This is a genomic window from Nocardioides luteus, from assembly GCF_015752315.1.
In the GTDB taxonomy this organism is placed as follows: domain Bacteria; phylum Actinomycetota; class Actinomycetes; order Propionibacteriales; family Nocardioidaceae; genus Nocardioides.
Genome location: NZ_JADOVJ010000001.1, coordinates 2815354 through 2830353, shown reverse-complemented (window position 1 = coordinate 2830353; position 15000 = coordinate 2815354). Strand labels below are relative to the sequence as shown.

The window sequence follows — 15000 nt, the reverse complement described above, 5'->3', positions numbered from 1 at the left end:
TCGGAGGGAGGGCCGAAATCCCGTACGTACGCGATATATCGTTATGACAGAATGGCGGCTGTGACGACACTGAGTGTGCTGGACGAGGTCACCTGGGCGGGGGCGCCGGTGGCCGGCGAGCGGACCCGGGCGCTGCTGCGCGCGCTGGTCGATGCCGGTCCGCGAGGTGCCTCCGAGGCTGCTCTGGTCGAGGAGATCTGGGGGCGCGACGACGTCCCGGCCAACCCCGCCAAGGCGCTCCAGGTGGTCGTCTCCCGGGCTCGGACGGCGACCGCGTCCGACGCGATCGAACGTACGCCGCGGGGCTACCGCCTCGGCCTCGAGGCGGGCGAGGTCGACGCCTGGTCGCTGCGGCCGCACGCGCTGCGACTGGCCGCGGAGATGCGGTACGCGGAGGCGCTGCCGCTCCTCGAACGGCTCGACCGGCTCGATCCCGACGAGGAGGTCACCGAGGCGATCCTCCGGGCGGTCGCCGCGGTGCACGGTGTGCCGGCGGCGCTGGAGCGGTTCGCGGCGTACCGGTCCGGGCTGGCCGACGGCCTCGGCGTCGACCCGAGCCCGCGGCTGCGGGCGGTCCATGCCGAGCTGCTCGCGCGCGACCGTCCGGTGCGCTCGGGGCTGCGCCACGACGCCGACCTGCTGATCGGTCGCGAGCAGGACACCGCCGAGGTCTCCGCACTGCTGAAGAGCTCGCGCGTCGTCACCATCCTCGGGCCGGGTGGTCTGGGAAAGACCAGCCTGGCCCAGGTGATCGCGCATGGCGCCGAGCAGCCGGTGGTCCACTTCGTCGAGCTGGTCGGCGTGACTGCTCCCGACGACCTGGTCAGCGAGGTCGGCTCGGCGCTCGGCGTACGTGACTCGGTCGCCCGCCGTGACCGGCTCACCCCCGAGCAGCGCGCCGACGTGCGGTCGCGGATCGCCCAGCAGCTCGACGGCGCGCCCACCCTGATCGTGCTCGACAACTGCGAGCACATCGTGGCCGCCGTCGCCGACCTGGTCGCCTTCCTGGTCGCGACGGTGCGCGACCTGACGGTCCTGACGACCTCCCGGAGCCCGCTCGCTATCGGAGCGGAGCGGGTCTACCCGCTCGGCCGGCTGGGGGCGTACGACGGTAGTGAGCTGTTCCGGCGGCGAGCGGTCGCCGCGCGGCCCGGCGTCCAGCTCGACGAGGACCGCGTCGACGAGATCGTCACCCGGCTCGACGGGCTGCCGCTGGCGATCGAGCTGGCCGCGGTCAAGGTGCGGGCGATGTCGGTCGCCGACATCGCCCGGCGGCTGGAGAACCGGTTCGAGCTGCTGCGCGGCGGCGACCGAAACGCCCCCGACCGGCATCAGACGCTCGTCGCGGTCATCGACTGGTCCTGGAACCTGCTCTCCGAACGGGAGCGCCGGGCGATGCGCTGGCTCTCGGTCTTCCACGACGGCTTCACCCTCGCTGCCGCCGAGGCGATGCTCGGTACCGATGCCTTCGCCGCGATCGAGGAGCTGGTCGACCAGTCCCTGCTGACGGTCGTCGAGGCACCGCTCGGGTTCCGCTACCGGATGCTCGAGACCGTGCGTGAGTTCGGCCGCATGCAGCTCATCGACTCCGGCGAGGAGGGCGCCGCCCGGGCGGCGCAGCGAGCCTGGGCCACGGCCTACGCGGACGCGGGGGCGGGCCGGATCTACTCCCCGGCGCAGTTCGAGGCGATGGACGAGCTGCGGGCGGAGGAGAGCAACCTCGCCGACATCCTGCGTCAGGTGCTGGCCGACGACGAGGCCGAGTCCGTGATCCGCCTCTTCTGCGCGCTGGGCGTCTTCTGGACCATCGCGGGCGAGCACCAGCGCGTGATCATGCTGGCCGGGCCCGTCGCCGACCTCCTGGCCGAGTGGGAGCCGCCTGCCGAGATGCTGGAGAAGACCCGGCTCGTCCTGGCGCTGCTGCTCTTCGGCGCGGCGGTCACCGGTGGCAGCGGCCTGGAGCGGCTGATGGCGATCCTCGACCGGGTCGGCATCGAGGCCGCGGACCCGCAGCTCAGGGTGATGCTGAAGGTCATGCAGGCGATGGCGGGCACCGTCGCCCGGGCGGGCGCCGACGAGCCCGGCCGGCCGCTGGAGGACGAGCTGACCGAGCTGATCGCCGATCCCGACCCGGAGGTGCGCGCCCGCGCCTACACCTTCCTCAGCCACGAGCGGGAGAACCTCGGCGATCCCGAGGGAGCGCTTGCCGCGGGGACGGAGGCGCTGCGCCTGACCGGCACTGCGGGCGGACCCTGGCCGCGCGCGATGCTGCACGCCCAGCTCAGCGGTCTCTACGCCCAGCTCGGCCGTCTCGGCGAGGCCGCCCACCACGCCCGCGAGGCCGTCCCGGTCCTGCGCCGTCTCGGCGCCGACGACGACCTCATCCAGACCCACGCCGTCCTGGTGACGTACGCGGTGGAGCAGGGGCGCCTCGAGGAGGCCGCCGAGATCCTCGCCGAGCTCTCCGAGAAGCAGCCTCGCGGTGGCTTCGGCTCCCGTGGTGCCGTCCATGGCGCCAAGGCGCAGCTCCTCCTCGCCCAGGGGCGGGTCCAAGAGGGCCTGGCGCTGTTCGGCGAGGTGGTGGCGACGATGGGCGAGCTGCCGTTCCCCGGGTTCACCGACGACCCCGACCTGGTCCCGTGGCGGGTCGCGGCCGAGGCCGTCACCGTGGTCAGCTGCGCCCGCCACGGCGAGGCATCCGACGGCGCCGACCTCTTCGACGTACTCATGGCGAAGGCGCCCCGGCTCGTCTCCCGGGAGCGCCGCTCCCAGGACTATCCGGTGACCGGCATGCTGCTGCTCGCGCTGGGCGTGTGGGGCCTCCTCAGGGACGCGCTTCCGCGCGAGGAGTCGGTGAGGCTGCTGGTCCTGGCCGACCGGTTCGGCTACTCCCGGTCCTTCCTCGACATGCGCTGGGAGCTCGCCGTCGCCGACGCGGCGCGGCTCGCACCGGGCGTGCTCGAACGCGTCTCGGCCGAGTACGGCGAACGCCGCGGGCTCGCCCTGGTGGACGAGGCCCGCGGCGTCATCGCGCGTCTGGTGCCCGCGGGCTAGAGCTTCTTGCTGTAGCTCCACACCGAGATCGGCGCGAAGATCGCGACGACCGCAGCACAGCCGACCAGCGCCCACACGACGCTCAGGGTGAGGTCGCCGGCGTTCATCAGGTCGCGGGTGGCGTTGATGACCAGGGTGACCGGGTTGACGTCGACGAAGTGCTGCAGCCAGCTCGGCATGGTCTCCTTCGGCACGAACGCGGGGGAGAGGAACGTCAGCGGGAACATGATCATCATGCCCAGCCCCTGCACTCCGCCCGCGGTCTTCAGGACCGTGCCGAGCCAGGTGAAGATCCAGCTCAGCGACCAGCCGGCGAAGATGGTCAACGCCCAGCCGGCGAGCACTCCGCCGACGCCGCCGCCGGGCCGGTAGCCCATCAACAGGCCGACCAGGATCGTCAGTGTTGCCGCGATCCCGTAGCGGAGCAGGTCGGCGACGGCGGGTCCGGCCAACGGCGCGATCCGGGCGATCGGGAGCGCCTTGAACCGGTCGAAGACGCCCTTGTCCATGTCCTCGCGCAGCTGGGTACCGCGAGCCATCGAGGCGGTCAGCGCCGTCTGGGCAAGGATGCCGGTGATGATGGTGGGCAGGTACGCCTTCACGTCACCGGAGATCGCGCCGCCGAAGATGTAGGCGAACATCGCGGTGAACAGCAGCGGCTGGATCGTGACGTCGAAGAACTGCTCGGGGTTGCGCATCATCTTGATCAGTGCGCGCCGGGCCATGGTGAGTGTCTGGGAGACCGTCTCGCCGATACCGGGGTGGGGCTTGAGCGGGCGGTCGGCGACGGCGTACGTCGAGATCAGTGCAGCCATCTCAGGCCACCTCCTCGGTGCGGATGTCGGTGCGGGTCTCGGCGGGGTTCTCGGCGGGGTTCTCGGAGCTCTCGGTGCCGTGGCCGGTCAGGGCGAGGAAGACCTCGTCGAGGGTCGGCTGCTGCACGTTGGCGGTCGTGATGGAGATGCCGGCGTGGCGCAGGCCGATGAGCACGTCGGCGGCCCGGTCGGCATCGGCCAGCGATACGTTGACCCCGCCGGCCTCGGGAGTGAGCACGGGACGCTCGCCGGTGACCTTCTCGACCACGGCCGCGGCGGTCGCGACCTGCGTCTTGTCGCTCAGCCGCAGGTGGAGCGTCGAGTTCCCGACCGAGGTCTTGAGCTGCTCGGAGGTGCCCTCGGCGACCTTGACGCCGCGGTCGATGACCGCGATCCGGTCGGCGAGCTGGTCGGCCTCGTCGAGGTACTGCGTGGTCAGCAGGACCGTGGAGCCGCCGGCCACCAGCGTACGGATGGTGTCCCACATCTGGCCGCGGGTGCGCGGGTCCAGGCCGGTGGTCGGCTCGTCGAGGAAGATGAGCGGGGGACGGGACAGGAGCGAGGCGGCCAGGTCGAGGCGGCGGCGCATGCCGCCGGAGAACTTCGAGATCTGCCGCTTGGCCGCCTCCTGGAGCCCGAAGGACTCCAGGAGCTCCTCCGAGGCGGCGCGGGCGGCCTTGCCGGACATGCCGAGCAGGCGGCCGAAGAGGACCAGGTTCTCGGTGGCGGTGAGGTTCTCGTCGACCGAGGCATACTGCCCCGTCACGCCGACGAGCTGACGCACCTGGTGGGGGTGCGCCTTGACGTCGACCCCGAAGATCTCCGCCTTGCCGGCGTCGATCGGGAGCAGGGTCGCGAGCATCTTGAGGGTCGTGGTCTTGCCGGCGCCGTTGGGCCCCAGCACGCCGAAGACCTCGCCGCGGCGGATCTCGAGGTCGATCCCGTCGACCGCGGTGAAGTCTCCGAAGGTCTTGACCAGACCTGAGGCCGATACGGCCAGTTCGGTGGTTGTCATGCTCCCACGGTGAAGGGCGCCGGTTTCAGCGCGCCTTCACCGCGGTTTCACGACCCTCGGGCCGGTTTCAGCGGGCGGCGTCGAGGCGGGCGAGGACGTCGTCGAGGTCGTCGCCGACCACCAGCGACTCGCCGGGGGAGCCGTGCATGAACCCGGCCTCGGCGATGCGTTCCATCATCTCCACGAGCGGGTCCCAGAAGCCGTTGATGTTGAACAGTCCGACGGGCTTGCCGTGCAGCGACAGGGTCTGCCAGGTCCAGACCTCGAAGAGCTCCTCGAGCGTGCCGATCCCGCCGGGGAGGACCAGGAACGCCTCGGCGCGCTCGGCCATGCGCGCCTTGCGCTCGTGCATCGTGTCGACCACGATCGTCTGCATCCCCGGCGCGCCTTCGACGCGACCCCACTCTCGTTCGATCATGAAGCGCGGGATCACGCCGAAGACCCGGCCGCCGCCGTCGATGGTGCCCTGGGAGATCTGACCCATCAGCCCGCCGCCGCCCGCACCGTAGACCAGCTCGATGCCACGCTCGGCGAGCCCTGCGCCGACCTCGTAGGCCTTCTTCCCGAGCGCCGGGTCATTGCCGTCGCGGGAGCCGAGAAAGACCGCCAGGTGCTTGATCATGCGGCGAAGGTTAGTCGTCCGTGATCGCCTGGTTGGTCAACGCGCGGAAGCGCTCGTAGATGTCCTCGTCCCCGGTCACCTGGATGCCCTCGTCGTCGCGGCGACGCCAGAGCCAGGCGTCGAGGTCCGCCGCCGGACCCTCGATGACGACGTCCGGCTCGGTGCCGGCCGGGATCTCCTCGGCGGGGACGACGCTGAGGTCGGGCTCGTCCTCGAGCCGGTCGCCGTTGGGACGGGTGCCGGAGACGACGCCCAGCTGGACCCAGGTCTGGGTGTCGGTGTCCATGGCGTCGACGCGCACGTACTGGTCGCTGCCCGCGAAGGTCGCCCAGTCGGGCTTCCCGCCGTAGAAGACGTCGAGGAGCTCGTCGATCCCGTCCGCGGCGAGCGCGGGGTCGAGCGGCGTCACCGCGCCGGCGGTGAGCTCGGCGTCGAGGCGGTGGATGAGGATCTCGTGGGCCTGCCGGCGGTAGGTGAAGGCGGCGGTGTTGTCCTGCGACCAGGACCAGGTGGGCTCCTCGGGCGCGGTCTGCTCGAGGGTCTTGATGAATCGGGCGTTGAGCTCGTCGAAGCGGGCGAGCAGGTCCTGGTAGCTCGCGCCCTCCGGGCGCTCGAGCTCGGTATAGGTCTCCTCGGTCGGCTCCGCGGGACGGCTCTCCAGGACGTACGTCCAGAAGTGCTGCACCTCGGCGGCGACGTGCCACAGCAGGTCGGCGGCGGTCCAGTCCGGGGCGGTCGGGACCGTGGCGGCGGGATCGGTGTCGGCCAGCACGGCACGGAAACGCGCCGACTCCGACCGGATGTGGTCGAGGTAGGCGGCGGGGGTGAGACGAGTCATGGAGGGAACCTTAAGCGTCACCGCTGACACATTTCCTCCGGGTTTCCTTCACGGCCGTCTCAGGGGTCGAACACGCTTTGCGACATACATGCAGAGTGACGTATGTTCATGCACATGACGAAGAAGCGCGTCGCCGTAGCCGGTGCCAGTGGATACGCCGGAGGTGAGCTGCTCAGGCTGCTGCTGGCCCACCCCGAGGTGGAGATCGGCGCCCTGACCGCCGCCTCCAGTGCGGGCAAGACCCTGGGGAGCCTCCAGCCCCATCTGCTCCCGCTGGCCGACCGCGTGCTGGAGCCCACCGACGCCGAGACCCTGGCCGGTCACGACGTCGTCTTCCTGGCGCTGCCGCACGGGGAGTCCGGACCGATCGCCGCCGGCCTTCCCGACGACGTGGTCGTGATCGACTGCGGTGCCGACTACCGGCTTGCCGATGCCGAGACGTGGACGAAGTTCTACGGCACCGACCACGCCGGCACCTGGCCCTACGGGCTGCCCGAGCTGCGTGGGCAGCGGGAGACCCTGACCGGCGCCCACCGGATCGCCGTGCCCGGCTGCTTCCCGACCGTCTCCACCCTCGCCCTCGCGCCGGCCGTCGAGGCCGGCATCGTCGAGCCCGAGGTCGTCGTGGTCGCCGCCACCGGCGCCAGCGGCGCGGGGAAGTCGTCCAAGCCGCACCTCATCGGCGCCGAGGTGATGGGCAACGTGAGCGCCTACGGCGTCGGTGGCGTCCACCGCCACACCCCCGAGATCGTCCAGAACCTGTCTGCGCTGGTCGACGGCGAGGTGTCGGTCTCCTTCACCCCGGTGCTGGTGCCGATGCCGCGCGGCATCCTGGCCACCTGCTCGGCCAAGCTCGCCACCGACGTGACCGCGGCCGATGTGCGCGCCGTCTACGAGAAGGCCTACGGCGAGGAGCCCTTCGTCCACCTGCTCCCCGAGGGCCAGTGGCCGCAGACCCAGGCCGTGCTCGGCTCGAACGCCGTCCTCCTGCAGGTGGCCGTCGACGAGGCCGCCGGCCGGCTGGTCGTGATCGGTGCCGAGGACAACCTCGCCAAGGGCACCGCCGGGGGAGCGATCCAGTGCATGAACCTCGCGCTCGGTCTCGACGAGACCGCCGGCCTGTCGACGGTGGGAGTGGCCCCGTGATCGAACTCGAGACCGTCTCGCATGAGCCCGGCCGCCCCGACCCCGCCAAGGCCCGCACCCTGGCCGGCGCGCTGCCGTGGCTGAAGGAGTACCACGGCAAGATCGTCGTGGTGAAGTACGGCGGCAACGCCATGACCGACGACAAGCTCAAGCGCGCCTTCGCCGAGGATGTCGCCTTCATGCGGTTCGCCGGCTTCAAGCCGGTCGTCGTGCACGGCGGCGGGCCGCAGATCTCGAGCATGCTCGACCGGCTCGGCATCGAGTCGGAGTTCCGCGGCGGGCTGCGGGTGACCACCCCCGAGGCCATGGACGTCGTCCGGATGGTCCTGGTCGGCCAGGTGCAGCGTGAGCTCGTCGGACTCATCAACGAGCACGGCCCGCTGGCCGTCGGTCTGTCCGGCGAGGACGCCGGGCTCTTCACCGCCGAGCCGGCCAGCACCGTCGTCGACGGTGAGGAGGTCGACCTCGGCCAGGTCGGCGAGGTCGTCGACGTACGTCCCGCGTCGGTCCTCGACATCATCGAGGCCGGCCGGATCCCGGTCGTCTCCAGCGTCGCCCCCGACGCCGACGGCGTCATCTACAACGTCAACGCCGACCGCGCCGCCTCCGCCCTGGCGATCGCGCTGGCCGCCGAGAAGCTGCTCGTCCTCACCGACGTCGAAGGCCTCTACCTCGACTGGCCCGACCCCGAGGAGGTCATCGGCGAGATCAGCCCCGAGGCCCTCGAGGGCATCCTTCCCGACCTCGCCAGCGGGATGATTCCGAAGATGAGCGCCTGCCTCGAGGCGGTCAAGGGCGGCGTCAAGCGCGCCACCGTCGTCGACGGCCGCGAGCAGCACGCGGTGCTGCTGGAGCTGTTCACCGCCGAGGGAGTCGGCACCCAGGTGCTCCCCGGCGTCACCACGAAGACCCGCAAGGCAAGGGAGCTGGACCGATGAGCACCTATGGAGAGCGCTACGCCGCCTCCCTGATGAACACCTTCGGCGCCCCCAAGCTGGTCCTCACCCGAGGCGAGGGCGCCCACGTGTGGGACGAGAACGGCAAGGAGTACGTCGACCTGCTGGCCGGCATCGCCGTCAACGCCCTCGGCCACGCCCACCCGGCGCTGGTCTCCGCGGTGACGTCCCAGATGCAGTCGCTCGGCCACGTCTCCAACTTCTTCACCTCCCACCCGCAGGTCGAGCTGGCCGAGGCCCTGCTCGCCCGGGTTCCCGGCGGAGAGACCGGACGGGTGTTCTTCACCAACTCCGGCACCGAGGCCAACGAGGCCGGCTTCAAGCTGACCCGGCGCACCGGCCGTACGCACATCGTGGCTGCTCAGGGCGCCTTCCACGGCCGCTCGATGGGTGCCCTGGCGCTGACCGCCAAGGAGGCCTACCGGGCGCCGTTCGAGCCGCTCCCGGGCGAGGTCACCTTCGTCCCCTACGGCGACGCCTCGGCCTTGGCGGCCGCCGTGACCGACGAGACCGCGGCCATCATCCTCGAGCCGATCCAGGGCGAGGCAGGCGTCGTCGTGCCCCCGGCCGACTATCTGGCAGCCGCGCGGGCCGTGGCCGACGAGCACGGCGCGCTGCTGTGGCTCGACGAGGTCCAGTCGGGCATCGGCCGCACCGGCCGCTGGTTCGCCCACGAGACCTCCGGCGTCACCGCCGACATCGTCACCCTGGCCAAGGGCCTCGGCGGCGGCTTCCCGATCGGCGCCTGCATCGGTCTGGGCCGCGCGGCGACGCTCTTCGAGCCCGGCAACCACGGCACCACGTTCGGTGGCAACCCGGTCGCCTGCGCCGCGGGTCTCGCGGTGATCGAGACGATCGAGTCCGAGAAGCTCCTCGAGCACGTCACCGTGCTCGGCCAGAAGCTGCGCGACGGTCTCGCCGCCGACCCGCGGGTCGTGCGCGTCGACGGTGAGGGTCTCTTCATCGGCGTGGTCCTCGCCGGTCTCGACTCGGCCGCCGTCGCCGCGGCTGCTCTCGAGGCGGGCTTCATCCTCAACAACGCCACCCCCGAGCGGATCCGCATCGTGCCGCCGCTCGTCCTCACCGAGGACGACGCCGAGGCGCTGCTGGCCGCGTGGCCGGGGATCCTCGACTCAGCGGAGGAGGCGAGATGACCAGACACTTCCTCCGCGACGACGACCTCACCCCGGCCGAGCAGGCCGAGGTGCTCGCGCTCGCGGCGTCGATGAAGCAGGAGCCGTACGCCGCCAAGCCGCTGGCCGGCCCGGTGACCGTGGCCACGATCTACGACAAGCCGACGCTGCGCACCCAGGCGTCGTTCTCCTCCGGCATCGCCGAGCTCGGCGGCCACTCGATGCTCGTCGACGGCCGCCTGGCCGGGATCGGCGAGCGGGAGTCGGTCGCCGACGTCGCCCGGGTCCTCGGTCGTCAGGCGGGTGAGATCGTGTGGCGTACGTTCGCGCAGAGCGACCTCGAGGAGATGGCGGCCCACTCCGGCGTCCCGGTCGTCAACGCGCTGACCGACGAGTTCCACCCCTGCCAGCTGCTCGCCGACCTGCAGACGCTGCAGGAGCACAAGGGATCCCTCGCCGGCGTGACCGCGGCCTTCCTCGGCGATGCGGCCTGCAACATGGGCAACTCCTGGGCGCTCGCCGGGGCCACGGCCGGGATGCACGTCCGGTTCGGCGCGCCGGAGGGCTACGCCCCCGACGCGGAGGTGCTCGTCCGGGCCAAGGAGATCGCCCAGGAGACCGGCGGCTCGGTCACGGTGACCTCGGACCCCGTCGCGGCGGCAGCCGGGGCCGACGTACTCATCACCGACACCTGGGTCTCGATGGGCAAGGAGAGCGAGGCGGCCGCCCGGGTCGCGGTGTTCTCGCCCTACGCGCTCACCACCGAGCTGCTGGGCCACGCCGACCCCGACGCGGTCGTGCTCCACTGCCTGCCGGCCTACCGTGGCAAGGAGATCGAGGCCGAGGTGCTCGACGGCCCGCGGAGCCTGGTGTGGGACGAGGCGGAGAACCGGCGCCACGCCCAGAAGGCGATCCTGGCGTTCCTGTGGGAGCGACGATGACGGCCAACGAGACCCAGCGGCCGGCGACCAAGGGTGCCCGGCAGTCCCTGATCGTCGACATCATCTGGAGCCGGGAGATCCGGTCGCAGACCGAGCTCTCCGAGGCGCTGCTGGCCCACGGGGTCAACGTCACCCAGGCGACGCTGTCGCGCGATCTGGACGAGCTCGACGCGGTGAAGGTGCGGACACCGTCCGGTGCGCTGGTCTACGCGGTTCCCGGCGAGGGCGGCGACCGCACCGCGGTGGCGCCGGGGGAGTCCGCGAGCGGACGCAGCAAGCTCGGCCGACTGGCCCGTGAGCTGTTGGTGAGCGCCGACGGGAGTGCGAACCTGGTGGTGCTGCGTACCCCTGCGGGTGGCGCTCAGTACTTCGCCTCCGCGATCGACCGGGCCGAGTATCCCGACATCCTCGGCACCATCGCCGGCGACGACACCGTGCTCGTCATCGGCCGCGAGCCCAAGGGCGGAGCGGCGCTCGTCGAGCGGTTCCTCAGCCTCGCCGGCAAGTCCACAGACATTCCGTAAGTTTCAGAGCAAGGAGCATCATCTCGTGAGCAAGGTCCTGACCTCCCTTCCCAAGGGTGAGCGCGTCGGCATCGCCTTCTCCGGAGGTCTCGACACCTCCGTGGCGGTCGCCTGGATGCGCGACAAGGGCGCGGTCCCGTGCACCTACACCGCCGACATCGGGCAGTACGACGAGCCCGACATCTCCGGGGTCCCGGACCGTGCGATGGCCTACGGCGCGGAGATCGCCCGCGCCATCGACATCAAGCCCCAGCTTGTCGAGGAGGGCCTGGCCGCGCTCGCCTGCGGCGCCTTCCACATCCGCTCCGGCGGCCGTGCCTACTTCAACACCACGCCTCTGGGGCGTGCGGTGACCGGCACCATGCTGGTACGCGCCATGCAGGCCGACGACGTCAACATCTGGGGCGACGGGTCGACCTTCAAGGGCAACGACATCGAGCGGTTCTACCGCTACGGCCTGATGGCCAACCCCGAGCTGCGCATCTACAAGCCCTGGCTCGACGCCGACTTCGTCCACGAGCTCGGTGGCCGCCACGAGATGTCGGAGTGGCTGGTCGCCCACAACCTGCCCTACCGCGACTCCACCGAGAAGGCCTACTCCACCGACGCCAACATCTGGGGCGCCACCCACGAGGCCAAGACCCTGGAGCACCTCGACGTCTCGCTGGAGACCGTCGAGCCGATCATGGGCGTGAAGTTCTGGGACCCCTCGGTCGCCATCGAGACCGAGGACGTCTCCATCTCGTTCGTCGAGGGCCGCCCGGTGGCGATCAACGGCAAGTCCTTCTCCGACCCCGTCGCGCTGGTCTACGAGGCCAATGCGATCGGCGGCCGCCACGGCCTGGGCATGTCCGACCAGATCGAGAACCGGATCATCGAGGCCAAGTCCCGCGGCATCTACGAGGCGCCGGGCATGGCGCTGCTGTGGGCGGCCTACGAGCGGCTGCTCAACGCGGTGCACAACGAGGACACCATGTCCAACTACTACAACGAGGGCCGCAAGCTCGGCCGGCTGCTCTACGAGGGCCGCTGGCTCGACCCGCAGGCGCTGATGCTGCGCGAGTCGATCCAGCGCTGGATCGCCTCCCTGGTCTCCGGCACCGTCACCCTCCGGCTGCGCCGCGGCGAGGACTACACGATCCTCAACACCGAGGGCTCGCACTTCTCCTACCACCCGGAGAAGCTCTCCATGGAGCGCGTCGAGAACGCCGCCTTCGGCCCCGTCGACCGCATCGGCCAGCTCACCATGCGCAACCTCGACATCGCCGACTCGCGCTCCAAGCTGGAGATCTACGCCGGGCATCCTCTGGACCAGGGCACGGTTCTCGTCGAGAACGGCACCCTCTTCGGCGAGCTTCCCGCCGGCGGCTTCGACCGCATCGCCGCCACCGACGGCAAGCCCATCCCCGCCGCCCTTCCGGTCGAGGGGACCGTCCTCGACGACACGATCCTCGACGAGGCCGCGCTGGAGGCGGGCAACGACTGATGGTCCGCGTCCATCGCAGGTCGGCGCGGGTTCTCCCGGTCAGCTCGGACGGCGAGGTGCTGCTGTTGCAGGACACCGATCCGGGAAACCCGTCGCGCGGCGCCTACTGGACCAGCATCGGTGGCGCCATCGACCCGGGCGAGGACGCGGTGGGCACCGCCGTCCGGGAGTTGTGGGAGGAGGCCGGCGTCCGGGTCATGCCCGAGGCGCTGGTCGGTCCCGTCCAGATCCACGACGACGAATACAGCTGGAACGGCGTCGACTACAGCGGCCACAACGCCTACTTCGCGCTCGCCCTCGACCGTGAGGTCGAGATCAGCTTCGCGAACCTGGAGCCGATCGAGGTCGCGTCCGTCGTCCAAGCCGGCTGGTGGACGCCGGACAAGCTCCGCGCCGAGGGCACCGCATCGCCCGGCGCACTTCCTGACATCATGGAGATCGCTATCAAAGCCGTACGAGGAGAGTCGTGACCACGCCTGCCAACACCACCAACGAGGGCAAGCTCTGGGGCGGCCGGTTCGCCGGGGGGCCGTCGCCGGAGCTGGAGGCGCTCTCGCGCTCGACGCAGTTCGACTGGCGGCTGGCGCTCTACGACATCGCCGGCTCGCACGCCCACGCCAAGGCGCTCGGGGCGGCCGGGCTGCTCACCGGCGACGAGGAGAACGAGATCCACCGGGGTCTGGACGTCCTCGCCGACCGGTTCACCGCCGGACGGCTGCTCCCGGCCGCGTCCGACGAGGACGTGCACGGTGCGCTGGAGCGGCTGCTGATCGAGGAGATCGGTCCCGACGTCGGTGGCAAGCTGCGCGCCGGGCGCTCGCGCAACGACCAGATCGCGACCCTCTTCCGGAGCTATCTGCTCGACCACGAGCGGGTGCTCCGCGGGCTCGTGCTCGACCTGATCGACGCCCTCGCCACGCAGGCCGAGGACAATCTCGGCGCGATCATGCCGGGACGTACGCATCTCCAGCATGCCCAGCCGGTGCTGCTCTCCCACCACCTGATGGCCCACGCCTGGTCGCTGCTGCGTGACGTCGACCGGCTCAACGACTGGCAGGCGCGGGTCGTCTGCGACTCGCCGTACGGGTCCGGGGCGCTCGCGGGGCAGTCGCTCGGGCTCAACCCGGAACTGGTCGCCGCCGAGCTGGGCTTCACCGGTTCGAGCGCCAACTCGATCGACGGGACCGCCTCGCGCGACTTCGTCGCCGAGTTCGCCTACGTGTGCGCCCAGATCGGGGTCGACATCAGCCGGATCGCCGAGGAGATCATCCTGTGGGCGACCAAGGAGTTCGACTTCGTCACGCTGCACGACTCCTGGTCGACCGGTTCGAGCATCATGCCGCAGAAGAAGAACCCCGACATCTCCGAGCTCGCCCGGGGCAAGGCCGGACGTCTCGTCGGCAACCTGACCGGGCTGCTGACGACGCTGAAGGCGCTGCCGCTCGCCTACAACCGGGATCTGCAGGAGGACAAGGAGCCGGTCTTCGACTCCCTGGACACCCTCGAGGTGCTGCTCCCGGCCTTCACCGGGCAGGTCGCCACGCTGGTCTACAACACCGACCGGATGGCCGAGCTCGCCCCGCAGGGCTTCTCGCTGGCGACCGACATCGCCGAGTGGCTGGTGCGGCAGGGCACCCCGTTCCGGATCGCCCACGAGCTCGCCGGCGCCTGCGTCCAGGCGGCGGAGAAGCGGGGCGTGGAGCTGGACGCGCTCACCGACGAGGAGTTCGCCACGATCTCCCCGGCGCTCACCCCGGACGTACGCCTGGTGCTGACCATCGAGGGATCGGTCGCCTCCCGCGACGGCCGGGGTGGCACGGCCCCCGACCGGGTCGCCGAGCAGCTCGCCGAGCTCCGGTCCAAGGCAGCCGGGTTCCGTCCGTCCTAGTGCGACTCACGGAACTGCTGAACCAGCGCCCCGAGGTGACCGCTCCGCGGCTCCTCGGGGCGACGCTGTCCCTCGACGGGGTGAAGGTGCGGCTCACCGAGGTGGAGGCGTACGCCGCCGACGACCCCGGATCGCACGCCTTCCGCGGCGAGACGAACCGCAACCGGGTGATGTTCGGTCCGCCGGGGCGGCTCTACGTCTACTTCACCTATGGCATGCACTACTGCGCCAACCTGGTCTGCCACCCGGAGGGCGAACCCGGCGGCATCCTGCTCCGCGCTGGAGAGGTGGTCGAGGGCATCGAGGTGGCCCGGGAACGACGCGGAACGGTACGCGACGTCGATCTCGCCCGGGGCCCGGCCCGGCTCGCCTCGGCCGTCGGGATCGACCTCACCATGAACGGGACGACCGACTTCGAGCTGGACCTGGCGCCGGCCGAGGCGTGGGCGGGCATCGAGGTGGCCGCCGGGCCACGGGTCGGGTTGCGTCTCGCCCCGGAGCGTCCGTGGCGGTTCTGGGTCGCCGGCGACCCGACGGTCTCGCGCTACCGGCCGGCGAAAGCTCTCTGATTTCGCTTTCACC

The 15000-nt window shown here is 71.1% G+C and carries 14 protein-coding genes; 10 read left to right on the top strand and 4 right to left on the bottom strand.

Features of this window, described 5'->3' with window-relative positions; translation table 11 throughout:
* Positions 1 to 60: 60 nt before the first annotated feature.
* Positions 61 to 3054: an ATP-binding protein gene (locus HD557_RS13655; RefSeq protein WP_196874246.1), complete on the top strand. Its 2994-nt coding sequence runs from the start codon at positions 61 to 63 to the stop codon at positions 3052 to 3054.
* Here HD557_RS13655 and HD557_RS13650 read toward each other — a convergent pair.
* The 4 genes from HD557_RS13650 to HD557_RS13635 form a co-directional block, all read right to left on the bottom strand.
* The gene (locus HD557_RS13650; RefSeq protein ID WP_196874245.1) at positions 3051 to 3869 is read right to left on the bottom strand and encodes an ABC transporter permease; all 819 of its coding nucleotides are present in this window, start codon (positions 3867 to 3869) and stop codon (positions 3051 to 3053) included. The two genes, HD557_RS13655 and HD557_RS13650, sit on opposite strands and share 4 nt — an antisense overlap.
* A gap of 1 nt (position 3870) precedes the next feature.
* A complete protein-coding gene (locus tag HD557_RS13645; RefSeq protein WP_196874244.1) occupies positions 3871 to 4884 on the bottom strand; it encodes an ATP-binding cassette domain-containing protein in 1014 nt (337 codons plus the stop codon).
* Between the two features lie 67 nt (positions 4885 to 4951).
* Positions 4952 to 5506 (bottom strand): LOG family protein, encoded by a 555-nt coding sequence (locus tag HD557_RS13640; protein ID WP_008359398.1) that lies wholly within the window; start codon positions 5504 to 5506, stop codon positions 4952 to 4954.
* Between the two features lie 10 nt (positions 5507 to 5516).
* A complete protein-coding gene (locus HD557_RS13635; protein WP_196874243.1) occupies positions 5517 to 6344 on the bottom strand; it encodes a maleylpyruvate isomerase family mycothiol-dependent enzyme in 828 nt (275 codons plus the stop codon).
* Between the two features lie 108 nt (positions 6345 to 6452).
* Between HD557_RS13635 and argC the strand changes: the two genes are divergently transcribed.
* Genes argC through HD557_RS13590 form a run of 9 tightly spaced genes read left to right on the top strand, consistent with a single transcriptional unit; the run spans position 6453 to position 14987 of the window.
* Positions 6453 to 7490: an N-acetyl-gamma-glutamyl-phosphate reductase gene (gene argC, locus HD557_RS13630; RefSeq protein ID WP_231380281.1), complete on the top strand. Its 1038-nt coding sequence runs from the start codon at positions 6453 to 6455 to the stop codon at positions 7488 to 7490.
* Positions 7487 to 8428 (top strand): acetylglutamate kinase, encoded by a 942-nt coding sequence (argB, locus tag HD557_RS13625; RefSeq protein WP_374221683.1) that lies wholly within the window; start codon positions 7487 to 7489, stop codon positions 8426 to 8428. Before argC ends, argB begins: the two co-directional genes overlap by 4 nt.
* Positions 8425 to 9600, top strand: coding sequence for an acetylornithine transaminase (locus tag HD557_RS13620; RefSeq protein ID WP_196874241.1), 1176 nt, complete (start codon positions 8425 to 8427; stop codon positions 9598 to 9600). The genes argB and HD557_RS13620 overlap by 4 nt, the downstream gene beginning before the upstream one ends.
* Positions 9597 to 10520 (top strand): ornithine carbamoyltransferase, encoded by a 924-nt coding sequence (argF, locus tag HD557_RS13615; protein WP_008359408.1) that lies wholly within the window; start codon positions 9597 to 9599, stop codon positions 10518 to 10520. The genes HD557_RS13620 and argF overlap by 4 nt, the downstream gene beginning before the upstream one ends.
* Positions 10517 to 11044 carry an arginine repressor gene (locus HD557_RS13610; RefSeq protein WP_196874240.1) on the top strand — a complete coding sequence of 176 codons (528 nt, stop codon included), beginning with the start codon at positions 10517 to 10519 and terminating at the stop codon, positions 11042 to 11044. The genes argF and HD557_RS13610 overlap by 4 nt, the downstream gene beginning before the upstream one ends.
* Before the next feature lie 25 nt (positions 11045 to 11069).
* Positions 11070 to 12530: an argininosuccinate synthase gene (argG, locus tag HD557_RS13605; RefSeq protein WP_008359411.1), complete on the top strand. Its 1461-nt coding sequence runs from the start codon at positions 11070 to 11072 to the stop codon at positions 12528 to 12530.
* Positions 12530 to 13000 (top strand): NUDIX hydrolase, encoded by a 471-nt coding sequence (locus HD557_RS13600; protein ID WP_196874239.1) that lies wholly within the window; start codon positions 12530 to 12532, stop codon positions 12998 to 13000. The genes argG and HD557_RS13600 overlap by 1 nt, the downstream gene beginning before the upstream one ends.
* Complete coding sequence (gene argH, locus HD557_RS13595; RefSeq protein ID WP_196874238.1) at positions 12997 to 14418, top strand: argininosuccinate lyase; 1422 nt, start codon at positions 12997 to 12999, stop codon at positions 14416 to 14418. Before HD557_RS13600 ends, argH begins: the two co-directional genes overlap by 4 nt.
* Entirely contained in the window at positions 14418 to 14987 is a 570-nt protein-coding gene (locus HD557_RS13590) for a DNA-3-methyladenine glycosylase (RefSeq protein ID WP_196874237.1), read from the top strand. Before argH ends, HD557_RS13590 begins: the two co-directional genes overlap by 1 nt.
* The last annotated feature ends 13 nt before the right edge of the window (positions 14988 to 15000 follow it).

What these genes read in the sequence shown, in the direction of transcription:
- HD557_RS13635 (WP_196874243.1), bottom strand. Translation starts at nt 6,344, where the DNA reads ATGACTCGTCTCACCCCCGCCGCCTACCTCGACCACATCCGGTCGGAG.
- HD557_RS13600 (WP_196874239.1), top strand. Translation starts at nt 12,530, where the DNA reads ATGGTCCGCGTCCATCGCAGGTCGGCGCGGGTTCTCCCGGTCAGCTCG.
- HD557_RS13640 (WP_008359398.1), bottom strand. Translation starts at nt 5,506, where the DNA reads ATGATCAAGCACCTGGCGGTCTTTCTCGGCTCCCGCGACGGCAATGAC.
- HD557_RS13610 (WP_196874240.1), top strand. Translation starts at nt 10,517, where the DNA reads ATGACGGCCAACGAGACCCAGCGGCCGGCGACCAAGGGTGCCCGGCAG.
- HD557_RS13620 (WP_196874241.1), top strand. Translation starts at nt 8,425, where the DNA reads ATGAGCACCTATGGAGAGCGCTACGCCGCCTCCCTGATGAACACCTTC.
- HD557_RS13650 (WP_196874245.1), bottom strand. Translation starts at nt 3,869, where the DNA reads ATGGCTGCACTGATCTCGACGTACGCCGTCGCCGACCGCCCGCTCAAG.
- argF (WP_008359408.1), top strand. Translation starts at nt 9,597, where the DNA reads ATGACCAGACACTTCCTCCGCGACGACGACCTCACCCCGGCCGAGCAG.
- HD557_RS13645 (WP_196874244.1), bottom strand. Translation starts at nt 4,884, where the DNA reads ATGACAACCACCGAACTGGCCGTATCGGCCTCAGGTCTGGTCAAGACC.
- argC (WP_231380281.1), top strand. Translation starts at nt 6,453, where the DNA reads ATGCACATGACGAAGAAGCGCGTCGCCGTAGCCGGTGCCAGTGGATAC.